Genomic DNA, 22,510 nt, shown 5'->3' with positions numbered 1-22,510 from the left:
TCGTGAATATCGAACTGCTCGTCACCCTGGGCGTCTTCGCCCCGCTGCTCGGCGCAGCAATCGCCGGCTTCTTCGGCCGCCGCATCGGCGACATCCCCTCGCAGGTCGTCACGACCGGCCTGCTGTTCTTCTCGTGCGTCGCGTCCTGGATCGTGTTCGGGTCGTGGACCTGGGGCCATATGGAGGCCTTCACGGTCGAACTGGCGCCCTTCATCACCGTGGGCGACTTCCAGTCCGTCTGGTCGATCCGCGTCGACGCCCTGTCGGCGACCATGCTGATCGTGGTGACGACGGTGTCCTCGCTCGTGCACCTCTATTCCTGGGGCTATATGTCCGAGGACGACAGCCGGCCGCGCTTCTTCGCCTATCTGTCGCTGTTCACCTTCATGATGCTGGCGCTCGTCACCGCCGCCGACTTCATGCAGATGTTCTTCGGCTGGGAAGGCGTGGGCCTGGCCTCCTATCTGCTGATCGGATTCTGGTACAAGAAGCCCACGGCCAGCGCCGCCGCCATCAAGGCCTTCGTCGTCAACCGCGTCGGCGACTTCGGCTTCATGCTGGGCATCATGACGGTGTTCTGGATGTTCGGCACGATCCAGTTCGCCGAACTGTTCCCCCTGATCGCCACCAAGGCCGACACCACCTGGCATTTCATCGGCCGCGACTGGTCGGCGCTGGATCTGGCGGGCGTGCTGCTGTTCATCGGCGCCATGGGCAAGTCGGCGCAGTTCTTCCTGCACACCTGGCTGCCCGACGCCATGGAAGGCCCGACGCCCGTGTCGGCCCTGATCCACGCGGCGACCATGGTCACCGCAGGCGTCTATATGGTCTGCCTGCTGAGCCCGATCTACGAATACGCACCGACCGCCTCGCTGATGATCGCCATCACCGGCGCCATCACGGCCCTGTTCGCCGCGACGGTCGGCCTGATGCAGAACGACATCAAGCGGGTCATCGCCTATTCGACCTGTTCGCAGCTGGGCTACATGTTCTTCGCAGCGGGCGTCGGCGCCTATCAGGCCGCGATGTTCCACCTGTTCACCCACGCCTTCTTCAAGGCCCTGCTGTTCCTGGGCGCCGGTTCGGTGATCCACGGCATGCACCACGAGCAGGACATGCGGAAGATGGGCGGGCTGTGGAAGCTGCTGCCGGTCACCTATGCGGTGATGACCATCGGCACCATCGCCATCACCGGCCTGGGCATCCCCGGCGTCGGCGGTTTCGCGGGCTTCTATTCCAAGGACTCGATCATCGAGAGCGCCTTCGCGGCGGCCTCGAGCGGTCATTCGCCGGCCGGCTATTTCGCCTTCTTCATCGGCATCCTGGCGGCGGGTCTGACGGCCTATTATTCGTGGCGTCTGGTGTTCATGACCTTCCACAACAAGCCTGTGTGGAAGGAAGAGGACGGCCATGCTCATGCGCATGACGACCATGCCTCGCACGCCCAGCTCGAAACCCATTCCGAGCCCATCGCCGACGATCACCACGACGATCACGCTCACGACGATCACGGGCATCATGGTCCGCTGAAGCCGCACGAGAGCCCGTGGGTCATGCTGGTTCCGCTGCTGGTCCTGTCGGTCGGCGCCGTGGCTGCGGGCATCGTGTTCGCGCCGCACTTCATCGGCCATCACGAAGCCGAATTCTGGCGTGGAGCTATCTTCTCGGGCGCGCACAACCACGTCCTGCACGACAGCCATTCGGTGCCGTTGTGGGTCAAGTGGTCGCCGCTGGTCCTGACGCTGATCGGCACCTTCGCCGCCTGGTGGATCTATGTGGTCCGCGAGGGCTGGGCGCGGCAACTGGCGGATCGCCAGACGCCGGTCTGGGCCTTCCTCTACAACAAGTGGTATTTCGACGAGTTGTATGACGCGACCTTCGTCAAGGGCACCAAAGCCCTGGGCGACCTGTTCTGGAAGATCGGCGACGTGAAGATCATCGACGGGTTCGGACCCAACGGCGCCGCCTGGGCGTCGCTGAAGTCGGCCGGTTGGCTGTCGCGGTTCCAATCCGGCTACGTCTATTATTATGCGTTCGTGATGTTGCTCGGCGTCGCCGGCTTCCTCGCCTTCGTCATCTATGCGTTCGGAGCGTGACCGTGCCCGCAATCCTGAGCATCGTCACCTTCCTCCCGCTGGTCGGCGCCGCCGTCCTGCTGGGCGCACGCTTCCTGTCCAAGACGGCGGATGAGGCGGCTCCTGCCGCGCGCTGGATCGCCCTGGGCACGACCCTTCTGACCCTGGCCGTCTCGGTCGTGCTGGTCATGGGCTTCGATGCGTCGAACCCCGGCTATCAGTTCGTCGAGTTCCATCCCTGGTTCGCAGGCGCCGCCTATCACCTGGGTGTGGACGGGATCTCGATCCTGTTCGTGCTGCTGACGGCCTTCCTGCTGCCGATCTGCATCCTGTCCAGCTGGAAGTCGATCGAGACGCGCGTCGTCGAATACATGATCGCCTTCCTGGTGCTGGAGACCCTGGTCATTGGCGTGTTCACCTCGCTGGACCTGTTCCTCTTCTACATCTTCTTCGAAGGCACCCTGGTGCCGATGTTCCTGATCATCGGCATCTGGGGCGGGGCGAACCGGATCTACGCATCCTACAAGTTCTTCCTCTACACCCTGCTGGGGTCGGTCCTGATGCTGCTGGCCATGCTTTGGATGGCCCATGAAGCGGGCACCACCAGCATCCCCGAGCTCAAGGCCTTCGCCTTCGACGCCCGTTATCAGCCCCTGCTGTGGCTGGCCTTCTTCGCCTCGTTCGCGGTCAAGATGCCGATGTGGCCGGTGCACACCTGGCTGCCCGACGCCCACGTTCAGGCGCCGACGGCGGGTTCGGTCATCCTGGCCGGCATCCTGCTGAAGCTGGGCGGTTACGGCTTCATCCTGTTCAACGTGCCGATGTTCCCCATCGCCTCGCAGATGTTCCAGCCCCTGGTCTTCACCCTGTCGGTGATCGCCGTGGTCTATACCTCGCTGGTCGCCTTCCGGCAGACGGACATCAAGAAGCTGATCGCCTATTCCTCGGTGGCCCACATGGGCTTCGTGACCATGGGCATCTTCGCCGGCAACGCCCAGGGCATGCAGGGCGCCGTGTTCCAGATGCTGAGCCACGGCCTGATCTCGGGCGCGCTCTTCCTCTGCGTCGGCGTGGTCTATGACCGGATGCACACCCGCGAGATCTCGGCCTATGGCGGCCTGACCGCACGGATGCCCTGGTACGCAGCCATCTTCCTGATGTTCACCATGGCCAACGTCGGCCTGCCGGGCACCTCGGGCTTCATCGGCGAGATCCTGACCATGACGGGCGTCTATCAGGCCTCGACCTGGACGGCCTTCGTGGCGGCGACGGGGGTCATCCTGTCGGCGGTCTATGCCCTGAACCTGTACCGCAACGTCATGTTCGGCGAGATCACCAACCCGGCGATGAAGACCATCATGGACATCGACCGGCGCGAGCTGGCGCTGTTCGTGCCCCTGATCGTCGGCACCATCTGGCTGGGCGTCCAGCCTGACCTGGTGCTGAACACCACCGCCGCTTCCGTCGATGCGGTAGTCGCCGCCTACAACGCCGCGATCGGCGGGTGAGACCCTGATGCCTGATCTGTCCTCCGCACTTCACCTGGCCGCCCCTGAGCTGACCCTGGCCATCGGGGCCCTGTTCCTGCTGGTCATCGGCGCCTTTGCGGGCGCACGCTCGGCCTGGGCCATCTCGATCGCCTCGGTCGTCCTGCTGATCGCCGCCTCGGCGCTGGCCGTGACCGGTCCGCTGGGCCAGGCCTTCCACGGCGCCTATGTGGCCGACCCGCTGGCCGTCTATGGCAAGGTGGTCATCTATCTGGCCTCGGCCGTGGCCATCGTGCTGGGCGCAGGCTGGATGAGCCGCACCCGGATCGCCCAGTTCGAATACCCGATCCTGATCGTTCTGGCCGCCGTCGGCATGAGCATGATGGCGTCCTCGGGCGACCTGATCTCGCTCTATGTCGGGATCGAGCTGCATTCGCTGGCCCTCTATGTTCTGGCCGCCTTCCACCGCGACAACCTGAAGGCGTCCGAAGCGGGCCTGAAGTATTTCGTCCTCGGCGCCCTGTCGTCGGGCCTGCTGCTGTACGGCGCCAGCCTGATCTACGGCTTCACCGGCTCGATGCGGTTCGAGGACATCGCCGCCGTCGCCGCGCAAGGCGATGTCGGCCCCGGCCTGATCTTCGGCCTGGTCTTCCTGGTCTGCGGACTGGCGTTCAAGGTCTCGGCCGCGCCCTTCCACATGTGGACGCCCGACGTTTACGAAGGCGCACCGACGCCGGTCGTGGCCCTGTTCGCCACGGCGCCCAAGATGGCCGCGATGGTCCTGATCATCCGCACCCTGGACGGCGCGTTCGGCGGCATTCATGACCAGTGGGCGCAGGTTCTGGTGCTGATCTCGCTGATCTCGTTCGCCGTCGGCGCCTTCGCTGGTCTGGCGCAGAAGGATCTGCAGCGTCTGCTGGCCTATTCGTCGATCATCAACATCGGCTATGCCCTGCTGGGCGTGACGGCGGGGACGGCCATCGGCATCCAGGCCACGCTGATGTTCATGACGCTCTATGTCATCGACCAGTTCGGCTTCTTCGCTCTGCTGCTCAGCCTGTCCAAGGGCGGCAAGCCGATCCGCCGCATCGCCGATCTGGCCGGTCTGAAGAAGGATCGTCCGGTCACGGCCATCGCCATCACCGTGCTGTCGCTGTCGCTGCTGGGTATGCCGCCGTTCGCGGGCTTCTGGGCCAAGTTCTACGTCTTCGGCGCCGCCGCCGAGGCGGGGTACTGGATGGTCGGCGCCGCCGGTCTGGTGGCCTCGGTCGTGTCCGCCTTCTACTATCTGCGGATCATCAAGCTGATGTGGTTCGATGCGCCGCTGGACGACGTGAAGACCGACCCGGCGCCGTTCGAGGCCAAGTGGATCGCCTTCGCCTGCGCCGCCTTCTCCTTCCCGCTGGTGATCGTCGGTCTGACGTGGCTTGAGCCCCTGACGCGCGCCGCTGCGGCCGGCTTCGGAGCCGGGTAGGGCGTTGGACGCCGCCTCCATACTGCTGCTCGAAGAGACGGATTCCACCAATGCCGAGGCCCGACGCCGGGCCGAGGCCGGCGAGACCGGCCCCCTGTGGATCGTCGCCCGGCATCAGAGCGCCGGTCGCGGGCGTCGGGGTCGCGAATGGGTCAGCGAGACGGGCAATCTGTACGCCACGCTTCTGACCACCACGGCGCGCGCCCCCGCCGAGGCGGCCCAGATCACCTTCGTCGCCGCCCTGGCGGTCGCCGATCTGCTGGACACCTTCGTGCCGCCGCCGCTGGTGACGATCAAATGGCCCAATGACGTGATGATCGAGTCCGACAAGGCCTCGGGCATCCTGGTCGAGTCGGGTCCGCACGAAGGCGGCGGGCTCTGGCTGGCAGTCGGGATCGGGGTGAACCTGGCCCAGGCGCCCTCGGGCACCGAACGCCCGGCGACGGCCATGGGCGCGCATCTGAAGGGCGACGTCCTCTATGCCCCGCCGATCGAAGCCGCCGCCGAGATCCTGGCCGAGGCCTTCGCCGTCTGGACCGAACGTTGGAACAGCCTGGGCTTCCAGCCCATTCTCGACGCCTGGATCGCCCGCATCCGGGGGCTGGACGGCCCCTGCACGGCGCGCCTGGGCCACGAGACCCTGACCGGCATGGCCGAAGGGGTCGAGGCGGACGGCGCGTTGCGGCTGCGGCTGCCGGACGGTTCTCTGCGGCTGATCTCGGCCGGCGACGTCTTCTTCGGGAAACCCGCGTGATGCTGCTGGCCATCGAACAAGGCAACACCAACACCCTGTTCGCCGTTCACGACGGCCAGGACTGGATCGCCCAGTGGCGCACGGCGACCGAGGCCAATCGGACGGCGGACGAATACGCCGTCTGGCTGACCCAGTTGCTGCACATGAACGGGCTGGCCTTCGCCAACCTGAGCGGCTGCATCATCTCCAGCGTGGTGCCTCAGTCGATCTTCAACCTGCGCAACCTGGTGCGGCGCTACATGAACGTCGAACCCCTGGTGATCGGCGAGGGCGCCAAACTCGGCATCGAGGTGCGCATTACCAAGCCGACCGAGGCAGGCGCCGACCGGCTGGTCAACGCCATCGGGGCGCATCTGGCCTATCCGGGCGACCTGCTCTTGATCGACAGCGGCACCGCCACCACCTTTGACATCGTGGCCGCAGACGGCGCGTTCGAGGGCGGGCTGATCGCCCCCGGCATCAACCTGTCGCTCCAGGCCCTGCACGAGGCCGCCGCAAAATTGCCCCGCATCGCCATCCAGAAGCCCGATCGCGTGATCGGCAAGGACACGGTGGCGGCGATGCAGTCCGGTGTCTTCTGGGGCTATATCGCCCTGATCGAAGGCCTGGTGGATCGTATCAAGACCGAGTGGGGCAAGCCCATGACGGTCGTCGGCACGGGCGGCGTCGCCTCCCTGTTCGAGGGCGCCACGACAAGTATTGACCGGTTTGATCCGGACCTGACCATCCGCGGCCTGCTGGAAATCTGGCGCCGCAATACCGATACGAAAGACTGAATGAAAAAGAACGCAAACGACGAACTCGTCTTCCTGCCGCTGGGCGGCTCGGGCGAGGTCGGAATGAACCTCAACGTCTATGGCTACGGACCCGAGGCCCGCCGCGAGTGGCTGGTCGTCGACGTGGGCGTGACCTTTGGCGACCCCTCGACGCCCGGCATCGACGTGATCGTGCCCGATCCCGCCTTCCTGGAAGGCGAGACCATCCGCGGCATCGTCCTGACCCACGCGCACGAGGACCACATCGGCGCCCTGGGCTGGATCTGGTCGCGCATGAAGGCGCCCCTCTACGCCACGCCCTTCACCGCCTTCCTGATCCGCGAGAAGCTGCGCGAAGCGGGCATCCTGGATCAGGTGACGATCCACGAGGTGCCGCTGGGCGGGACGTTCAAGCTGGGCGCCTTCGAGGTGACCATGGTCACCATGACTCACTCGATCGCCGAGCCGAACGGCCTGGCCATCAAGACGCCCCTGGGCACGGTGCTGCACACCGGCGACTGGAAGATCGACGACGGCCCGGTGATCGGTCAGAAGACCGACAGCGACAAGCTGACGCAACTCGGTGACGAGGGCGTTCTGGCCATGGTCTGCGATTCCACCAACGTCTTCGTCGAAGGTTCGGCGGGGTCGGAATCCGGCGTCGCCACAGAACTGGACAAGCTTATCGGCAGCCTGAAGAAGGGCCGGATCGCGGTCGGCTGCTTCGCCTCCAACGTCGCCCGCATGGACAGCGTGATCCGCGCCGCCGAGCGGGCAGGGCGTCGCGTCTTCCTGGCCGGGCGGTCGATGAACCGCATCACCGCCGCCGCCAAACACGTCGGCCTGTTGCAGAATGTGCGCAAATTCCTGTCGGACGAAGAGGCCCGCGTTTGGCCCGCCGACGAGATCATGTATCTGTGCACCGGCAGTCAGGGCGAGGCCAATGCGGCCCTGTCGCGCGTCTCGACCGGCACCCACCCGACGGTGAAGCTGAGCCAGGGCGACCACTGCATCTTCTCGTCGCGGGTCATCCCCGGCAACGAACTGTCGATCGGCCGTCTGCAGGACCGCCTCGCCGACCGTGGCGTGCGCCTCTATACCGAGAAGGATCACCCCGGCATCCACGTCTCGGGCCACCCCTGCCGCGACGAACTGCGCCAGATGTACGCCTGGGTCCGGCCGCAGATCGCCGTGCCGACCCACGGCATGCGCCGCCACCTGGTCGAGCACGCCCTGCTGGCCCAGGAGGTCGGCGTCAAGCAGACCGTCACCCCGCGCAACGGCGACATGGTGCGCCTGGCCCCCGGCCTGCCCACCATCATCGACGAGGTGCCCAATGGTCGCCTGTTCGTCGACGGCGGCCTGTTGACCTCCGAACAGGGCGAGGCTCTGCGCGAGCGGCGTCACGCCTCGACCAATGGCGTGCTGGTCGTGGCCTTCGCCATGGACGGACGCGGCAAGATCGCCTCGGACATCGACATCCGCGCCATCGGCATGCCCGGCGATGACGAGAACCCGCTGGGCGATGCGCTGGACGATCTGGCCGAGCGTGTCGAACAGGTGGTCGCAAGCCTGAAGAACGAACAGCGCTTCGACGACGGCGCGGTCGAACAGGCCGTGGCGCGGGTGCTGAAAAAGGCCTCGCAGCAGATCTGGGACCGCCGTCCCATCGTCGAGACGGTCGTCCTGCGTCTGTGATAGACAGGGCGGGAACGGAGACGGCATCATGCGTTCGATCCTGATCGCGACGGCGGCCGTCCTGACCCTGTCCGCTTGCGGCCAGGGTGGGGATCAGGAAGACGCTGTCACGTCGTCGGGCGCTCCGGCGCCTCTGGCGGGACCGGAAACGATCCCGCCAACGCCCGCCGGCGACTTCCAGACCGGCGAGGCGGTGATCGCCGCCCTCTACGCCCTGCCGTCGATCCCGACCGATCCGGTCGCCATCCGCCGCTTCTTCCCCGAAGAGTTTGTGGCCGGCTTGACGCCGCCCGAGGGCGAGGTCGGCATGATCGACTTCGACTACCGCATCAGCGGCCAGGACGGCGCCGCTGACGGTCTTAGCATCGAGGAGATGGCGGGCGGGCCGACCGGCAGTCTGCTGGTCAGCCATTTCACCAATCTGGGCGTGGCCAAGGACATCACCTGGGTCGTCTGTCGCCAGCCGACCGGCGCTCTGCGGATCGTCGATGCGCGGTTCCCTGGCGCAGGTGACCAAGACCCCTGGACGCTCCGAGACCTGCTCGACCTGCCCAAGCGTGGAGACGCATGCTGATGCCTATCGGTCCCCTGACGATGTTCGCCATATATGTCATCTGCTGGTGGACGGTGCTGTTCGGCGTCCTGCCCCTGGGCATGGCGCAGGAAGATCAGACGCCGCCCAAGGACGGCGCCCAGTGGGGCGCGCCGGTCAATCCGAACCTGAAGAAGAAGTTCATTACCACCAGCTGGGTTGCGGCCATCGTCTGGGCCATCGCCATGGTGCTGATCTACACGGGCTGGCTGCCGCTGCCGCGCACCGGCCAGGGTTGAGCCGCGCCCGCGGGGCGAACACCGCGGGTTCTGCCTAGCTTTCGCCCCCGATGACCCGCTAAAGCCGTGTCTTGTCTTTGCCTTGAGAGTCACGCCATGCGCCTGTCGCGCTATTTCATGCCCATCCTGAAGGAAGCCCCTTCGGACGCCCAGATCGTCTCGCACAAGCTGATGCTGCGCGCCGGCATGATCAAGCAGGAGGCCGCCGGCATCTATGCCTGGCTGCCGCTGGGCCTGCGAGTGCTGAACCGGATCGAGCAGATCGTGCGCGAGGAACAGGAGCGGGCAGGGGCGGTCGAACTGCTGATGCCCACCCTGCAACTGGCCGACCTGTGGCGGGAATCGGGGCGCTACGACGCCTATGGCCCCGAGATGCTGCGCATCACCGACCGGCATGAGCGCGAACTGCTGTATGGCCCCACGAACGAGGAGATGGTCACCGACATCTTCCGCAGCTTCGTGAAATCCTACAAAGCCCTGCCGCTGAACCTGTTTCACATCCAGTGGAAGTTCCGCGACGAGCGCCGGCCGCGCTTTGGCGTGATGCGCGGGCGCGAGTTCCTGATGAAGGACGCCTATTCGTTCGACATCGACGAGGCCGCCGCCCGCACGGCCTATAATCGGATGTTCGCCGCCTATCTGAACACCTTCGCGCGCCTGGGACTGAAGGCCGTGCCGATGCGCGCCGACACCGGCCCCATCGGCGGCGACCTGAGCCACGAGTTCATCGTCCTGGCCGAGACCGGCGAGAGCGAGGTCTTCTGCGACAAGAAGCTGGTCGAGATGGCGCCTCCCGGCCACGACCTCGACGCCGAGGCGCTGCAGGGCGTGTTCGACGAACGCACGGCCCTGTATGCCGCGACCGAGGAAATGCACGACGCGGCCCAGTTCGAGACCCAGACCGCCGAGGCCGACCGTCTGTCGGCGCGCGGCATCGAGGTCGGCCACATCTTCTATTTCGGCACCAAATACTCGCTGGCGATGAAGGCCAATGTCGCCGGTCCGGATGGCAAGGATACGCCGGTCCACATGGGCAGCTATGGCGTCGGGGTATCGCGTCTTCTGGGCGCGATCATCGAGGCCAGCCACGACGACGCCGGCATCATCTGGCCGGATGCGGTGGCGCCTTTTGACGTCGTCGTCATCAACCTGCGCGCCAGCGACGAGGCGGTTTCGGCGGCCTGCGAGGATGCGGTCAAGCAACTGGAAGCCGCCGGCAAGGATGTCCTCTACGACGACACTGACGAGCGTCCGGGCGGCAAGTTCGCCACCGCCGATCTGATCGGCGTGCCGTGGCAACTGACTATTGGTCCCAAGGGTCTGGCCGACGGCGTGGTCGAGCTGAAACGCCGCGCCACGGGCGAGAAACAGACTGTGCCCCTGGCCCAGGCGCTGGAGATCATCGGTTGACGGACACCACGGCCCCCAAGCCCATCAAGCCCGCCGGCGCCTTCTCCAGCTGGGAGATCGGCCTGGCGCTCCGTTACCTGCGCGCCAAGCGCAAGGAGGGCGGGGTGGCCCTGATCGCCATCATCAGCTTCGTCGGTATCGCCCTGGCGGTCGCCGTGCTGATCAGCGTGATGAGCATCATGGCCGGGTTCCGTTCGGAACTGCTGGGCCGGATGTTGAGCTTCAACGGCCATATGTACGTCCAGGGCCAGGTCTTGACCTCGCCCGATCGCGACGCCGCCGTGGCGCGCATCCGCGCGGTGCCGGGCGTGGTCAGCGTCAGTCCCCTGATCGAGACCCAGGCCCTGATCCGCGCCAACGGCGTGACGACCGGCGCCATGGTGCGCGGCCTGCGTCCGCAGGACCTGGGAACCATGTCCTATGTGGCCTCCAGCCTGTCGGCCCAGGCCAAGGCCAGCTTCGGCCAGGGCGCCTATGGCGGCGACCGGGTTCTGGTCGGTCAGGCGCTGATGGATCAGATGGGCCTGAAGGTCGGCGATCCGATCCAGGTCTATTCGCCCACCGGCGCCGACAGCGCCTTTGGCAATCTGGGCGGGCTGGAGAAGACCTACTTCGTCGGCGGCGCCTATTCGTCGGGCACGGCCGATTTCGACCGCGCCTTCATCTTCATGCCGCTGGAACAGGCGCAGCTGTTCTTTGGCAAGGAGGGCGTCTGGGATGTGATCGAGATGAAGGTCGCCGAGCCGGATCAGGTGCAGAAATACCTGGCCCCCGTTCGTGACGCGGTCGGGGCCGGCGCCCTGGTCACCGACTGGCGCGAGCGCCTGGCCGCCTTCTGGGGCGCGCTGAAGGTCGAGCGCGTGGCCATGAGCATCATCCTGGGCCTGGTCGTGGCCATCGCCGCCATGAACATCATCTCCGGCATCGTCATGCTGGTGAAGAACAAGGGCCGCGACATCGCCATCCTGAGGACCATCGGGGCCAGCCCGTCGTCCATCCTGCGAGTCTTCTTCATGGCCGGCGCCACCATCGGCGTGGCGGGGACGCTGGCGGGCTTGATCATCGGCCTGCTGTTCTGCCTGAACATCGGCGCGATCCAGCATTTCCTGGAAGCCCTGCTGGGGGTCCAGCTGTTCAACGCCGACGTCTATATGCTGGACGCCATTCCGGCCCTGGTCGATCCGGTCGACGTCTTCTGGGTCGCCGTCTGGTCCCTGGTCATGAGCTGTGCCGCCAGTTTCCCGCCGTCGTGGAATGCGTCGCGCATCGATCCGGTCGAGGCCCTGCGCTATGAGTAGTCCTGTCCTGAGCCTGCGCGGCATCACCCGCACCTACACCACCGGCCGGGGCGACCTGACGGTGCTGAAGGGCGTGGATCTGGATGTGAATCCAGGCGAAATCGTCGGCCTGATCGGGCCGTCGGGTTCGGGCAAGTCCAGCCTGCTGCACGCCGCCGGCCTGCTGGAGCGGCCCACCTCGGGCACGGTCATGATCGACGGCGAGGATGTCGGCGCGCTGGACGAGCGGGCGCGCACGCGCATCCGCCTGAGCCGTATCGGCTTCGTCTATCAGTTCCACCATCTGCTGCCCGAGTTCGACGCCCGCGATAACGTCGCCCTGCCGATCCGCATCGCCGGTCACAAGGAGGCTGACGCGCGGCGCATGGCCGAGGAGTCGCTGGCCGCCCTGGGTCTGGCCGAGCGTGTCCTGCACCAGCCGGCCCAGATGTCGGGTGGCGAGCAGCAGCGCGTCGCCCTGGCCCGCGCCCTGGCCAACAGGCCGCGCCTGCTGCTGGCCGACGAGCCGACCGGCAACCTGGACCCCGCCACCAGCCAGACGGTGTTCGAGGCCCTGCACGACCTGGTCAAGAACACCGGCGTCGCCGCCCTGATCGCCACCCACAACATGGAGCTGGCCGGGCATATGGATCGGGTCTTCGCGCTGAAGGACGGTCATCTGGAAGAACGTCCGGCCGAAAGCCAGGCCTACTGAGGGCTTTGGCGTCGTCGGAACGCTTGGCGGAATCCGCGACTTCGGCCAGTCTGGCGACCTGTGAATCGAGAGCGTGACCTATGGCTGAACCGAGAAACCGCTACTCGACCGTGTCCCTTGTGCTGCACTGGGGCATCGCCGCCCTGGTGCTGGGCCAGATCATCCTGATCACCGCCGCCGAGGCCGAAGGGTCCAACCGCGGTCTGTGGATGATGCTGCACAAGTCGGGCGGGATGGCGATTCTGATCCTGACCCTGACGCGGATCGGCTGGCGTATCGCCAACCCGGCAATCGCCCTGCCGTCCGCCCTGCCGAAATGGCAGAAGGTTTTCGCCCGGACGACCCATGTGCTGTTCTACGTCGTCCTGCTGGTCTTGCCCCTGACGGGATGGCTGGCTGGATCGGCCATGCAGCGCGGGTTCGAATTCTATGGCCTGTTCGACTTCCCCCTGCTGCCGGTCGGCGGCGGACGTGAGACGGCGCGCGCATTGATGACCATCCACACCAGCCTGCCCAAGCTTCTCTATGTGCTGGTCTTCCTGCACGTCGCGGGCGCGCTGAAGCATCAGTTCATCGACCGCGACAACGTCCTGCACCGGATGATCCCTCTGATCCCGCGACGGCCCTAGGTCGATGGATCGACGACTGACCCGGCGGTCTGTGTTCGGCGCTTTTGCGGGGCTGATCCTATGCTGCGCGGCCCCTGCGGGCGCCGTTCCAGACGCCGGGCGCTGGGCTGTCGTTCGCGAAAATTCCAGCATTACCCTGTCGGTGCGCGCTTTCGGGGCCAACCATGCGGGCCGGTTCGGCGACTGGTCCGGCGACATCCGCTTCGACCCCGAGCTCCCGGAGCAGGCGAGGGTGGCCATCACCGTGCGAGCGGCCTCCCTGCGAATGGACCAGACGGCGCTGACTAACCGCGCGACGGGTCCGGCGTTTCTGGACACCACGACCCACCCCGAAATCCGTTTCCAGCTTCGGTCGCTGGAGTCGCTTGCGCCTGATCGCTTCACCGCGCGCGCCGATGTGACGGTCAAGGGGCGTACCCGGCCGGTCGTCTTCCCTGTGACCTTGCGCGTCCAGGGCGACACGGCGCAGATGACCGGCGGCTTCTCGCTGGATCGCGGAGCCTATGACATCGGAACAAGTGGACCGTGGAACGGGATGATCGCCAGACAGGTGCGGGTGGACGTGTCCCTGGCCACGCGTCGCGCGTGACCCATAAAGTCGAAGACGCCGCAGCGGCTTTGAAGGCGGGCGGGCTGATCCTGCTGCCCACCGAGACCGTCTATGGGTTGGGCGCCGACGCGTCGAACGCGGAGGCGGTGGCCGCCATCTTCGAGGCCAAGGGAAGACCGCGCTTCAATCCTTTGATTTCTCACGTCTCTGATGCCGGGGCGGCAGAGGCCATCGCCGTGTTCGATCCAGCGGCGCGCGCTTTGGCCGAGGCCTTCTGGCCCGGACCCCTGACCATCGTCGCTCCCGTTCGTGACCGCGACCGCGTCTGCGATCTGGCGCGGGCGGGCCTCGATAGTGTCGCCGTGCGAGTTCCCGGCCATGCCGGGGCGCGAGCGGTGATCGCGGCTTTTGGCGGCGCGGTCGTCGCGCCCTCGGCCAATCGATCCGGGCGGCCCAGCCCGACCACCTTCGCCGACGCGGTGGAGGAGACTGGCTTTGCCGTCCAGGCCGCCGTCGACGGCGGGGACTGCGCCGTGGGGGTCGAAAGCACGGTCGTCTCGGTGCTGGGCGATGGTGTGGCCCTGTTGCGTCCCGGCGCCGTGACCCGCGCAGAGATCGAGGCCCTGGTCGGTCCGGTGAACGAGCGTGCTGACGAAGGCCACCGATCGCCCGGCCGCCTGACCACTCACTACGCCCCCGACGCCCCGGTGCGGATCGAGGCGGATGGCGCGCACGAGGGAGAGATCCTGCTGGGATTCGGCGCCGGTGTCGGCGATCCGCGCTGGAGCCTGAGCCCGACCGGAGACCTGCGCGAGGCGGCGGCGAACCTGTTTCGGATGCTGCGCGAGGCCGATCGCGAACGGCCGGTCGGCATCGCTGTATCGCCCGTGCCTTTGGTCGGGCTGGGCGAGGCCATCAATGACCGGCTGAGGCGTGCGGCGGGCTTTGTCGGCTAGGGCGGATATGCAAGGCTGCGCCGCTCGGTCCGACACGGAAACACCTCCCATGCGCGCCATCGCTACTCTCCTGATCGCGTTGATGGCGGGATCGGCCAGCGCCGACACCCGGGCTTCCGATGTCGAGCAGCGCTGGGTCGCTGCGTCTTCGGGGGCCGTCGATTACCAGCTGGGCGGCGCCTATCCGCCCCCGCCGGGCGTCACCATCGTCGTGCGGGACCGCAAGGCGGCTCCGGCCCCAGGCGTGTTTTCAATCTGCTACGTCAATGGTTTCCAGACCCAGCCGGGGGAGGCCGGCGAATGGCTGGAGCGGCATCCGGACCTGATCCTGCGTGACCCGCAAGGAAAGCCGGTCGCAGACCCGAACTGGCCGGACGAAATGCTGCTGGATACGCGGACAGAGGCGCGGCGTCTGGCCATTGCCGACATCGTCGGCTCCTGGATCGACGGCTGCGCGGATGCGGGCTTCGACGCGGTCGAGTTCGACAATCTGGATACCTGGGCGCGAGCCGAGGGGCTGACCCTGCGGGACAATCTGGCCCTGGCTGAACAGCTGGTCCAGCGCGCCCACGGGCGTGGCCTCTGGGCGGCGCAGAAGAATGCGCTTGAGCTGGGACAGTCCGCCATCGACGCAGGATTCGATTTCGTCATCAGCGAGGAATGCCTCGTCTGGCGTGAATGCGAAGGCTACCGCCGCCTGTATGGCGACCGGCACATCGATGTCGAATATATCGATGATCTTGAGCTTGAGGGTTTTCTGGCAGGGTGCGGGGCAGCCCTGCCGCATTTGTCCGTATTCCGGGATCGCGGCCTCGCGTCGCCGGGGTCTGCGGCATACACCCGCGCCGTCTGCCCGACCTGAGGCGCGGCGTCAGGGCCGGGTCTTGATTTCCCAGTCCAGCAGCCAGCGACCGGGGCCTTCGCGTTTCAACTCGGCGACGGAGGTGGTCACCTCGCGATCGAAACCGTCCAGCACCACCGTCCGGCCGCTGATCGAGGCTATGGTGGCGTTGGTCTGCCAGAAGGGGCCGGCGCCCCGGCCCATCGAGAATCGGATGTGAACGGTGTCGTTGGGTTGCGGCATGGAGGTTCCCTGGGAGGCGCGGCGATGTGCGCCTCCCAGGGAGGTCCGTCAATGCGTGGGGCTATTTCTTGCGGGCCGGAATCTCATGGCCGCCCTGATGCAGGACCAGGCCGTCGACCGCACCCGCCGCATCGCGAGAGAATATGATCCGGGCGTCGACGACGGTGAGGAAGAAGGCGTCGGGGCTCTCCGCGAACAGTTCGGACGCCTGTTGACCGGTGGCCTGGGCCGTCAACTTGCCGTCCGCCTCGACGACGGTGAAGCCGAAGCCCGGCGTGACCTCGTACACGCCGGCATAGGCAGCCAGCGCCTCGCCCGAGACCGCAATCGCCTGGCGTTCACCGGGCAGGGTCACCGTGCCGCCGCGCGCCAGGCTCATCAGGTCGGCGCCGATTTTGTCGGGCGCGCTGCCGTTCAGATTGCCCAGCACCACCACCGTCGTGCGGGCGTCGGCGTCGTATCCCAGATAGGTGTTGAAGCCCTGGATGCCGCCGCTGTGGCTGATGACCCGGCGCCCGTCGATGGTTCGGACCTGCAGGCCCAGGGCGTAGTCGTTGAGATTAGGGGTGGTCAGGCGGGCCAGGCTTTCGGCCTTCAGCACCGTGGCGCCGAACAGTCCCTGTTCCCATTTCAGCAGGTCGCGGGTGGTGGAATAGAGCCCGCCGGCGCCCTGGGGCACGGTCATGTCGGTATAGTCGGCGTTGACGATTCCGTCGTCGGTCGGCGTATAGCCAGAGGCTCGTTGGGGCAGGATGGCGGCATGGGTGTCATAGCCTGTGTCGGCCATGCCGAGCGGCTGGAACAGGTTGGCGGCCACGAACTCCGCATAGGTCTGGCCGCTCACCTTCTCGATGATAGCGGTCAGCAGGACATAGCCCGAGTTGGAATAGGCGAACTGCTCGCCAGGTGTGAAGTCCAGGGGCAGGTCCCGGAACCGTCCGATCAGGGCCGTCACAGTCGTCGGCTGCGTGGCCAGGGCGGCGTAGTCCTCGAAGCTGGTGAAGTTGGGAATGCCCGAGGTGTGGGCCAGCAGGTCCTTGACCGTCACCGCGTCCCAGGTCGCTGGCGCATCCGGCAGATAGGTCTTCACCGGCGCATCGACGTCGACCAGGCCCCGCTCGCTGAGCAGCAAGACGGACACCGCGGTGAACTGCTTGGTCACCGAGGCCAGACGGAATTTGGTGTCGCCGGCATTGGGAATGTTCCACTCGCGGTTCGCCAGCCCATAGCCTTGATCCAGCAGGATCTCGCCGTCGCGGGCGACCAGGACCGAACCGGAAAAGGCGTCGCTGTCGCTCGAGGCGCGAATGATCTGATCCATGCGGGCGGCGTCCGGTGTCACGTCCCCGGCGTTTGCGGGCGCTGCCGTGACGGCCAGGGTCGCGAAAGCGATGGCCAGAAGCCCGGTCCGACGGTGACGGTGACGGTGCGGGCGATGGGGCGGATTGAAATGGTGCAAGGCTTAGCTCTCCGGGCGTGACCGTCACGCTCGAGGTGAGAGGCTTGCGGGGCCGAGTTCGGATGCAACTGTCGAGGTTACTTCTCTGTAAGGCCGCACGACCTCAGCCGAAGCGGGCCTGGAGGTCGACGCTGGAGCGCAGGCCCACATCGGCGAAACAGGCGTCGAGCCACTCGTCCGCCGCCGCCCGACCGCGCGTCTTCAGGTCGTTGAGGAAGGTCCATTCGGTGTTGAACTTGGACCCCAGCGACAGGTCGCCCAGCCAGCCGTCAGCCTCGATGGCGTGCATCAGGATGTGGCGATAGCGGCCCTTGGCCGAGGCCTTCAGCTGGTTCTCCTCGATCAGCTCCTGGACGAAGGCGACGGCGCGCAGTTCGGCCACCAGGGGCGCAGAGAAGGCGATCTCGTTCAAGCGGTCGACGATCTCTCCGGCGGCCTTGGGCGTCTCGGCCCGCTCGAACGGATTCAACGTCATCAGCAGGACGTCGTCGGGCGTGTCGGCATAGAACAGTGGCCACAGCGGGGGATTGGCCAGATAGCCGCCGTCCCAATAGGGCTCGCCCTCGATCTCCACGGCCTGGAACAGATGCGGCAGACAGGCAGAAGCCAGCAGGACCTGATCAGTGATCTCGGCCGTTGTGAAGATGCGAGCCTTGGCGTGGCGCACGGCGGTGGCGGCGACGAACAACCTGACATCGGAGGCGCGAACCGCCTCGAAATCGATTGCCGCGCCCAGAACCCGTTTTAGAGGATTCAGATTGAAGGGATTGAATTCATAGGGGCTCATCGTTCCGGCGAGCGTCTCGACCGAACGCCACATGGGCGTGTCCTTGAGCCAGTTCGGCGTCATGGCCGAACTCCAGGCCGCGCTGTCGCCAAAGACGTTCTTGCCGCCCGACTGGTTGGTTTCACGCCACAGCTTGTCGAGGGCGGCGCGCGCGCCTTCAGCCCCGCCGGTGGCCAGTCCCGAGACCAGGGCGGCGGCGTTCATCGCACCGGCCGAGGCGGCCGTCACCGCGCGGATATCGAGGCAGTCCGCCTCAAGCAGCCGGTCGAGTACGCCCCACTGGAAGGCGCCGTGAGCGCCGCCGCCCTGCAGCGCGAGGCAGATGGGGCGTTTGGTGGGCGGTGACGCGTCTGCGGGGCCGGCGGAGCGGGGAGAGGCCTTGCGGTTGAAAAGCGCCATCCCGTTCCTTTTTCCGTCTTGAGCTATTGAGCGGTCCAGCCGCCGTCGATGGAGAAGCTGGCCCCGTTGGCCGACGCCCCCAGATCGCTGACCAGATAGAGGAAGATGCCGGCCAGCTCGTCCGTCGTGACGAACTTCTTGGTCGGCTGGGAGGCCAGGATGACGTCCTTGACCACGGCCTCTTTTGATATGCCGCGCGTGCGGGCCTGATCGGCGATCTGGGCGGCGACCAGGGGGGTCTCGACGAAGCCGGGGCAGATGGCGTTGCAGGTGATGTTGGACTGGGCGACTTCCAGCGCCACGGTCTTGGTGAAGCCGATGACGCCGTGCTTGGCCGCGACATAGGCCGACTTGAACGGGCTGGCGACCAGGCCGTGGGCCGAGGCGACGTTGACGATGCGGCCGCGCCCCTGGGCCTTCATGATCGGGATGGCCGCCCGCGTCGCATAGAAGGTCGAGGACAGGTTGATGGCGATGATCTTTTCCCACTGGTCAGAGGGGAATTTCTCGACCGCCTCGACGTGCTGGATGCCCGCATTGTTGACCAGGATGTCCACGCGACCCAACTGGTGCTTGCCATAGGCCACCATGTCGGCGACCTCCTCGCCGTTCAGCATGTTGGCGGCGTGATAGCGGACGCGGACGCCGCAGCTGGCCTCCATCTCGGCGCGGGTGCGCTCGATCTCGGACGGATCGCCCAGGCCGTTCAGCACCACGTCGCCGCCGCGCGACGCCACAGCCCGCGCCAGGGCCAGGCCGATGCCGGAGGTCGAGCCGGAGATGACCGCGACCTGACCCTTCAGGTCATTGGGATCGCGATAGACGGGACGTTGGTTGTCCATGGCGTCGGACTTGTTCCGTTGAAACATGGCGGCGTTTCCAGATGCGTTTCTGATTTGTCGGCAGACTAGGGCGTCATGACGCCGATGGCGACACGGCCGTTCGATTATTTCATTCGCGCGTGAATATCCAGTCGGTGTCGGTCGAGGCGGTCTTGTCGAGGCGATAGCCGTCGCGGTCGAACCGCTTCAGGTCCTCGGGATTGTCGATCCGCTCGTCGATGGCGAACCGGGTCATGGTCCCGCGCGCCTTCTTGGCGAAGAAGGAGACGATCTTTCGCTTCTCGCCCACGCCTTCGTAGAAGTTGGGCGTGATGATCGGCGTCTTCAGGGCCTTCTTGTCGACCGCGCCGAAATACTCCTGGCTGGCCAGGTTGACGACGACCGGATGTGCGCTGTCCGCCAGGTCGGCCTTGATCATCTTGGCGATCCGGTCGCCCCAGAAGTCGTAGAGGCTCTCGCCGCGCCGGGTCTTGAGGCGGATGCCCATCTCCAGCCGATAGGGCTGGATCCGGTCCAGCGGACGCAGCAGGCCATAGAAGCCCGACAGGATGCGGACGTGGTCCTGGGCGAAGGCGAGCCCCTGTTTGTCCAGGGTGCGGGCGTCTAGGCCCTGATAGACGTCGCCGGCAAAGGCCAGGGCCGCCTGGACGCCGGTGTCCAGCGCCTCGGGATCGAAGGCCTTGAACCGTTCCTGGTTCAGCTTGGCCAGATCGGCGGAAATGCCCATCAGGGCGCGCAATTGGGCCTGCGTCTGATTGCGCGCGGTCTTGGACAGGGTCGCCGTGTCCTCGACGAACCGGCGCTGGGTCGCCGGGGTGTCCGGCGACGGCTCGGTGAAGTCCAGCCGCTTGGCGGGGGAGAGCAGGATCAGCACGGGCGGGTCTTTCGGTAAGGCGAATCGATGACGCGGATCAGCACACCTTAGAACAGGACCGCCGGGTTCATGATCCGTTGCGGATCGATGGCGGCGCGGATGGCGCGCATGGTCTCGATCTCGAGCGGGGTCTTGTAGCGTCGGACCTCGTCGGTCTTCAGCCGGCCCAGGCCGTGCTCGGCGCTGATCGAGCCGTCGTAGCGGGCGACGATGTCGTGGACGACATGCGAGCCTTCCTTCCAGCGGCCGATGAAGGCCGGGATGTCCTGACCGACGCCGGGGATGACATCATAGTGCAGGTTGCCGTCGCCGATATGGCCGAAGACCGAGACGCGGGCGCCGGGATGGAAGCGTTCGACGGCGGCGGTGGCCTCGTCGATGAACTCGGCGATGCGGCTGATGGGGACCGAGACATCGTGTTTCCAGCCGCCGCCCTCGGGCTTCAGCGCCGCCGAATGTTCTTCGCGCAGGCGCCAGAAGGCGGCGCGCTGGGCGTCGTTCTGGGCGATGGCGGCGTCGTTGATCAGGCCTTCCTCGAAGGCGACCTCCAGCAGCCGTTCCATCTGGGCCTCGGCGCCGCCGGGCGTGCCGGAGGTGATCTCGATCAGCACCGACCAGTCGGGAATGGGGTCCAGAGGCCAGCGGGTGTCGGGGATGTTCTTCAGCACCAGTTCGGCGCCCAGGCGCTTCATCAACTCGAAGGCCTCGACCCCGCCGCCGGTCTCGGCCTTGGCGCGGGCCAGAAGTTCGATGGATGCCGCCGCCGACTCCAGCCCGACCATGGCCACGGCCCGGCTGCGCATGACGGGAAACAGCTTCAGAGTCGCGGCGGTGACCACGCCCAGCGTGCCCTCGGCGCCGATCAGCAACTGCTTCAGGTCATAGCCGGTGTTGTCCTTGCGCAGCCGCTTCAGGCCCTTGAAGACCTCGCCATTGGGCATGACGGCCTCGATTCCAAGCACCAAGTCGCGCATCATGCCGTAGCGCAGCACCTGGGTGCCGCCGGCGTTGGTCGAGATGACGCCGCCCAGGGTCGCGGTGCCTTCGGCGGCGAGGCTGAGCGGGAAATAGCGGTCGGCGGCGGCGGCGTGCTGCTGGGCCTCCAGCAGGGTGACGCCGGCCTCCAGCGTCATGGCGTCGTCCAGGGGCGTCACGTCACGCACGGTGCGCAGACGGCGCGTCGACAGCAGCACCTCGCCGAACGGGATCTGGCCGCCGACCAGGCCGGTGTTGCCGCCCTGGGGTATGATCGCCACGCCGTGCCGGGCGCAGATGGTCACCGCGCGAGACACCTCGTCGGTCGAACCCGGCTTCAGCAGAATGGGGGTCTCGCCCGTCCAGCGGTTGCGCCATTCGGTCAGATGGGGCGCAATCTCGAACGCGTCCTGGGTCCAGCCGGAGGGGCCGAGGGCAGCCTTGAGTTCGTCGATGGCGGCGGGGGAGGGAGGGGTCATGGTCGCCTTTTGTCAAAACCCTTCGCGCGGCGAAAGCGAAAGCTATGCTGAGGCATGATTAGCCGTCCTGCATCCCCCGTTCCCGCCGTCGGCGTCGTCTGCCTGAGGGGTGACGAAGTGCTATTGATTCGGCGGGGCAAGCCGCCCCGAATGGGCGAGTGGAGCCTGCCCGGCGGCCGGATCGAGCCAGGCGAGCGAGCGGTGGATGCGGCCTTGCGCGAACTGGCCGAGGAGACGGGGGTCGAGGCGCGCATCGCAGGTCTGCTCGATGTGGTCGACGGCCTCTTTCCCGAGGCCGGGATGCACTATGTGCTTATCGATTATGCGGCCATTTGGCACGGTGGCGAACCCGTCGCGGGCGACGATGCGACTGAAGCCCTGTTCATGCCGCTGGAACGGGCGCTGGCTGCCGTGGGCTGGGGCGAAACCCGTCGCATCATCCGGCTGGCGGTCGAGCGTTTCGGTTCGAGAGCGGCGACCTGCGAACCCTGATATTATGGGCGTGACAAGGCGGTGGCGGTCTGCAACACCGTGCGCGACAGAGCCGGTTCGCCGGACTGGGGCAAATACCTCGGCATCGCGCCGAACCTTGGGGACTATATCATGATCAAACTCACGATGGCCGCTGCGGCCGCCGCCATGCTGCTCGTCGCGCCTGTGGCCGCTTCGGCCCAGGTGACCGAGCCCGTCAGCTTCACGCTGAACAACGAGACGGACCACATCCTGGTCTCGCTCTACATCTCGGTGCCTTCGACCGACGAATGGGAAGAAGACATCTTCGGCGACGGCATGCTGGACGCCGGCGACAGCGTCGAGGTCACCATCGACGACAACCTGTCCGACTGCGAATACGACCTGAAGGCCGAGTTCAGCGACGGCACCGAACTGGCTCTCGGTTCGGTCGACTTCTGCGAACTGGACGGCGGCTCGATCGACGTTTCCGAGTAAGCATTTCATCTCGGTGAAATCAGAGGGGCGGTCCCGCGAGGGGCCGCCCCTT

At 66.5% G+C, this 22,510-nt stretch carries 23 protein-coding genes; 17 read left to right on the top strand and 6 right to left on the bottom strand.

Translation table 11 applies throughout. The annotated features are described in order from the left end of the window. Positions 1-8: 8 nt before the first annotated feature. From nuoL to ACO05L_RS09965, 15 genes are all read left to right on the top strand, one after another. Positions 9-2,096, top strand: coding sequence for an NADH-quinone oxidoreductase subunit L (gene nuoL, locus ACO05L_RS10035; RefSeq protein WP_421731671.1), 2,088 nt, complete (start codon positions 9-11; stop codon positions 2,094-2,096). A gap of 2 nt (positions 2,097-2,098) precedes the next feature. Then, positions 2,099-3,583 (top strand): NADH-quinone oxidoreductase subunit M, encoded by a 1,485-nt coding sequence (locus tag ACO05L_RS10030; protein WP_421729036.1) that lies wholly within the window; start codon positions 2,099-2,101, stop codon positions 3,581-3,583. Positions 3,584-3,590: 7 nt separating this feature from the next. Continuing rightward, on the top strand, positions 3,591-5,036 hold the full coding sequence (nuoN, locus tag ACO05L_RS10025; protein WP_421729035.1) for an NADH-quinone oxidoreductase subunit NuoN: 1,446 nt from the start codon (positions 3,591-3,593) through the stop codon (positions 5,034-5,036). A 4-nt stretch (positions 5,037-5,040) separates the two neighbouring features. Beyond that, entirely contained in the window at positions 5,041-5,790 is a 750-nt protein-coding gene (locus ACO05L_RS10020; RefSeq protein WP_421729034.1) for a biotin--[acetyl-CoA-carboxylase] ligase, read from the top strand. Then, the gene (locus ACO05L_RS10015; RefSeq protein ID WP_421729033.1) at positions 5,787-6,566 is read left to right on the top strand and encodes a type III pantothenate kinase; all 780 of its coding nucleotides are present in this window, start codon (positions 5,787-5,789) and stop codon (positions 6,564-6,566) included. Before ACO05L_RS10020 ends, ACO05L_RS10015 begins: the two co-directional genes overlap by 4 nt. Beyond that, complete coding sequence (locus ACO05L_RS10010; RefSeq protein WP_421729032.1) at positions 6,567-8,243, top strand: ribonuclease J; 1,677 nt, start codon at positions 6,567-6,569, stop codon at positions 8,241-8,243. A 28-nt stretch (positions 8,244-8,271) separates the two neighbouring features. After that, positions 8,272-8,817 (top strand): hypothetical protein, encoded by a 546-nt coding sequence (locus tag ACO05L_RS10005; protein WP_421729031.1) that lies wholly within the window; start codon positions 8,272-8,274, stop codon positions 8,815-8,817. Beyond that, positions 8,817-9,074 (top strand): DUF1467 family protein, encoded by a 258-nt coding sequence (locus tag ACO05L_RS10000; RefSeq protein ID WP_421729030.1) that lies wholly within the window; start codon positions 8,817-8,819, stop codon positions 9,072-9,074. Before ACO05L_RS10005 ends, ACO05L_RS10000 begins: the two co-directional genes overlap by 1 nt. A 96-nt stretch (positions 9,075-9,170) precedes the next feature. Next, positions 9,171-10,484 carry a proline--tRNA ligase gene (proS, locus tag ACO05L_RS09995; protein ID WP_421729029.1) on the top strand — a complete coding sequence of 438 codons (1,314 nt, stop codon included), beginning with the start codon at positions 9,171-9,173 and terminating at the stop codon, positions 10,482-10,484. Continuing rightward, positions 10,481-11,782, top strand: coding sequence for a lipoprotein-releasing ABC transporter permease subunit (locus ACO05L_RS09990; protein WP_421729028.1), 1,302 nt, complete (start codon positions 10,481-10,483; stop codon positions 11,780-11,782). The genes proS and ACO05L_RS09990 overlap by 4 nt, the downstream gene beginning before the upstream one ends. After that, a complete protein-coding gene (locus tag ACO05L_RS09985) occupies positions 11,775-12,476 on the top strand; it encodes an ABC transporter ATP-binding protein (RefSeq protein ID WP_421729027.1) in 702 nt (233 codons plus the stop codon). Before ACO05L_RS09990 ends, ACO05L_RS09985 begins: the two co-directional genes overlap by 8 nt. Before the next feature lie 80 nt (positions 12,477-12,556). Beyond that, the gene (locus tag ACO05L_RS09980) at positions 12,557-13,105 is read left to right on the top strand and encodes a cytochrome b (protein WP_421729026.1); all 549 of its coding nucleotides are present in this window, start codon (positions 12,557-12,559) and stop codon (positions 13,103-13,105) included. A gap of 142 nt (positions 13,106-13,247) precedes the next feature. Continuing rightward, complete coding sequence (locus ACO05L_RS09975; protein ID WP_421729025.1) at positions 13,248-13,694, top strand: YceI family protein; 447 nt, start codon at positions 13,248-13,250, stop codon at positions 13,692-13,694. After that, the gene (locus ACO05L_RS09970; protein ID WP_421729024.1) at positions 13,691-14,611 is read left to right on the top strand and encodes an L-threonylcarbamoyladenylate synthase; all 921 of its coding nucleotides are present in this window, start codon (positions 13,691-13,693) and stop codon (positions 14,609-14,611) included. Before ACO05L_RS09975 ends, ACO05L_RS09970 begins: the two co-directional genes overlap by 4 nt. A gap of 49 nt (positions 14,612-14,660) precedes the next feature. After that, positions 14,661-15,473: an endo alpha-1,4 polygalactosaminidase gene (locus ACO05L_RS09965; RefSeq protein ID WP_421729023.1), complete on the top strand. Its 813-nt coding sequence runs from the start codon at positions 14,661-14,663 to the stop codon at positions 15,471-15,473. Positions 15,474-15,482: 9 nt separating this feature from the next. Here ACO05L_RS09965 and ACO05L_RS09960 read toward each other — a convergent pair whose 3' ends face one another. The 6 genes from ACO05L_RS09960 to ACO05L_RS09935 form a co-directional block, all read right to left on the bottom strand. Further along, positions 15,483-15,695, bottom strand: coding sequence for a hypothetical protein (locus tag ACO05L_RS09960; RefSeq protein ID WP_421729022.1), 213 nt, complete (start codon positions 15,693-15,695; stop codon positions 15,483-15,485). A 61-nt stretch (positions 15,696-15,756) separates the two neighbouring features. Beyond that, positions 15,757-17,154, bottom strand: coding sequence for a serine hydrolase (locus ACO05L_RS09955; RefSeq protein WP_421729021.1), 1,398 nt, complete (start codon positions 17,152-17,154; stop codon positions 15,757-15,759). Positions 17,155-17,257: 103 nt separating this feature from the next. After that, positions 17,258-18,340 (bottom strand): patatin-like phospholipase family protein, encoded by a 1,083-nt coding sequence (locus tag ACO05L_RS09950; protein WP_421729020.1) that lies wholly within the window; start codon positions 18,338-18,340, stop codon positions 17,258-17,260. A gap of 23 nt (positions 18,341-18,363) precedes the next feature. After that, positions 18,364-19,182: a 3-hydroxybutyrate dehydrogenase gene (locus ACO05L_RS09945; protein ID WP_421731670.1), complete on the bottom strand. Its 819-nt coding sequence runs from the start codon at positions 19,180-19,182 to the stop codon at positions 18,364-18,366. A gap of 109 nt (positions 19,183-19,291) precedes the next feature. Continuing rightward, on the bottom strand, positions 19,292-20,056 hold the full coding sequence (gene yaaA, locus ACO05L_RS09940) for a peroxide stress protein YaaA (protein WP_421729019.1): 765 nt from the start codon (positions 20,054-20,056) through the stop codon (positions 19,292-19,294). Between the two features lie 47 nt (positions 20,057-20,103). Continuing rightward, positions 20,104-21,510 (bottom strand): FAD-binding oxidoreductase, encoded by a 1,407-nt coding sequence (locus ACO05L_RS09935; RefSeq protein WP_421729018.1) that lies wholly within the window; start codon positions 21,508-21,510, stop codon positions 20,104-20,106. 54 nt (positions 21,511-21,564) lie between these two features. Between ACO05L_RS09935 and ACO05L_RS09930 the strand changes: the two genes are divergently transcribed. Then, positions 21,565-22,002 (top strand): NUDIX hydrolase, encoded by a 438-nt coding sequence (locus ACO05L_RS09930; RefSeq protein WP_421729017.1) that lies wholly within the window; start codon positions 21,565-21,567, stop codon positions 22,000-22,002. Positions 22,003-22,113: 111 nt separating this feature from the next. Continuing rightward, the gene (locus tag ACO05L_RS09925; protein WP_421729016.1) at positions 22,114-22,458 is read left to right on the top strand and encodes a hypothetical protein; all 345 of its coding nucleotides are present in this window, start codon (positions 22,114-22,116) and stop codon (positions 22,456-22,458) included. Positions 22,459-22,510: the final 52 nt, after the last annotated feature.

This window comes from Brevundimonas sp., assembly GCF_965227765.1.
Lineage (GTDB): Bacteria > Pseudomonadota > Alphaproteobacteria > Caulobacterales > Caulobacteraceae > Brevundimonas.
Note: the sequence above shows the minus strand (reverse complement) of the source record. Positions and strands in the feature narration are given on the sequence as shown.

What these genes read in the sequence shown, in the direction of transcription:
- nuoN (WP_421729035.1), top strand. Translation starts at nt 3,591, where the DNA reads ATGCCTGATCTGTCCTCCGCACTTCACCTGGCCGCCCCTGAGCTGACC.
- ACO05L_RS10010 (WP_421729032.1), top strand. Translation starts at nt 6,567, where the DNA reads ATGAAAAAGAACGCAAACGACGAACTCGTCTTCCTGCCGCTGGGCGGC.
- ACO05L_RS10005 (WP_421729031.1), top strand. Translation starts at nt 8,272, where the DNA reads ATGCGTTCGATCCTGATCGCGACGGCGGCCGTCCTGACCCTGTCCGCT.
- ACO05L_RS10000 (WP_421729030.1), top strand. Translation starts at nt 8,817, where the DNA reads ATGCCTATCGGTCCCCTGACGATGTTCGCCATATATGTCATCTGCTGG.
- proS (WP_421729029.1), top strand. Translation starts at nt 9,171, where the DNA reads ATGCGCCTGTCGCGCTATTTCATGCCCATCCTGAAGGAAGCCCCTTCG.
- ACO05L_RS09985 (WP_421729027.1), top strand. Translation starts at nt 11,775, where the DNA reads ATGAGTAGTCCTGTCCTGAGCCTGCGCGGCATCACCCGCACCTACACC.
- ACO05L_RS09980 (WP_421729026.1), top strand. Translation starts at nt 12,557, where the DNA reads ATGGCTGAACCGAGAAACCGCTACTCGACCGTGTCCCTTGTGCTGCAC.
- ACO05L_RS09965 (WP_421729023.1), top strand. Translation starts at nt 14,661, where the DNA reads ATGCGCGCCATCGCTACTCTCCTGATCGCGTTGATGGCGGGATCGGCC.
- ACO05L_RS09960 (WP_421729022.1), bottom strand. Translation starts at nt 15,695, where the DNA reads ATGCCGCAACCCAACGACACCGTTCACATCCGATTCTCGATGGGCCGG.
- ACO05L_RS09950 (WP_421729020.1), bottom strand. Translation starts at nt 18,340, where the DNA reads ATGGCGCTTTTCAACCGCAAGGCCTCTCCCCGCTCCGCCGGCCCCGCA.
- ACO05L_RS09945 (WP_421731670.1), bottom strand. Translation starts at nt 19,182, where the DNA reads ATGGACAACCAACGTCCCGTCTATCGCGATCCCAATGACCTGAAGGGT.
- ACO05L_RS09935 (WP_421729018.1), bottom strand. Translation starts at nt 21,510, where the DNA reads ATGACCCCTCCCTCCCCCGCCGCCATCGACGAACTCAAGGCTGCCCTC.
- ACO05L_RS09930 (WP_421729017.1), top strand. Translation starts at nt 21,565, where the DNA reads ATGATTAGCCGTCCTGCATCCCCCGTTCCCGCCGTCGGCGTCGTCTGC.
- ACO05L_RS09925 (WP_421729016.1), top strand. Translation starts at nt 22,114, where the DNA reads ATGATCAAACTCACGATGGCCGCTGCGGCCGCCGCCATGCTGCTCGTC.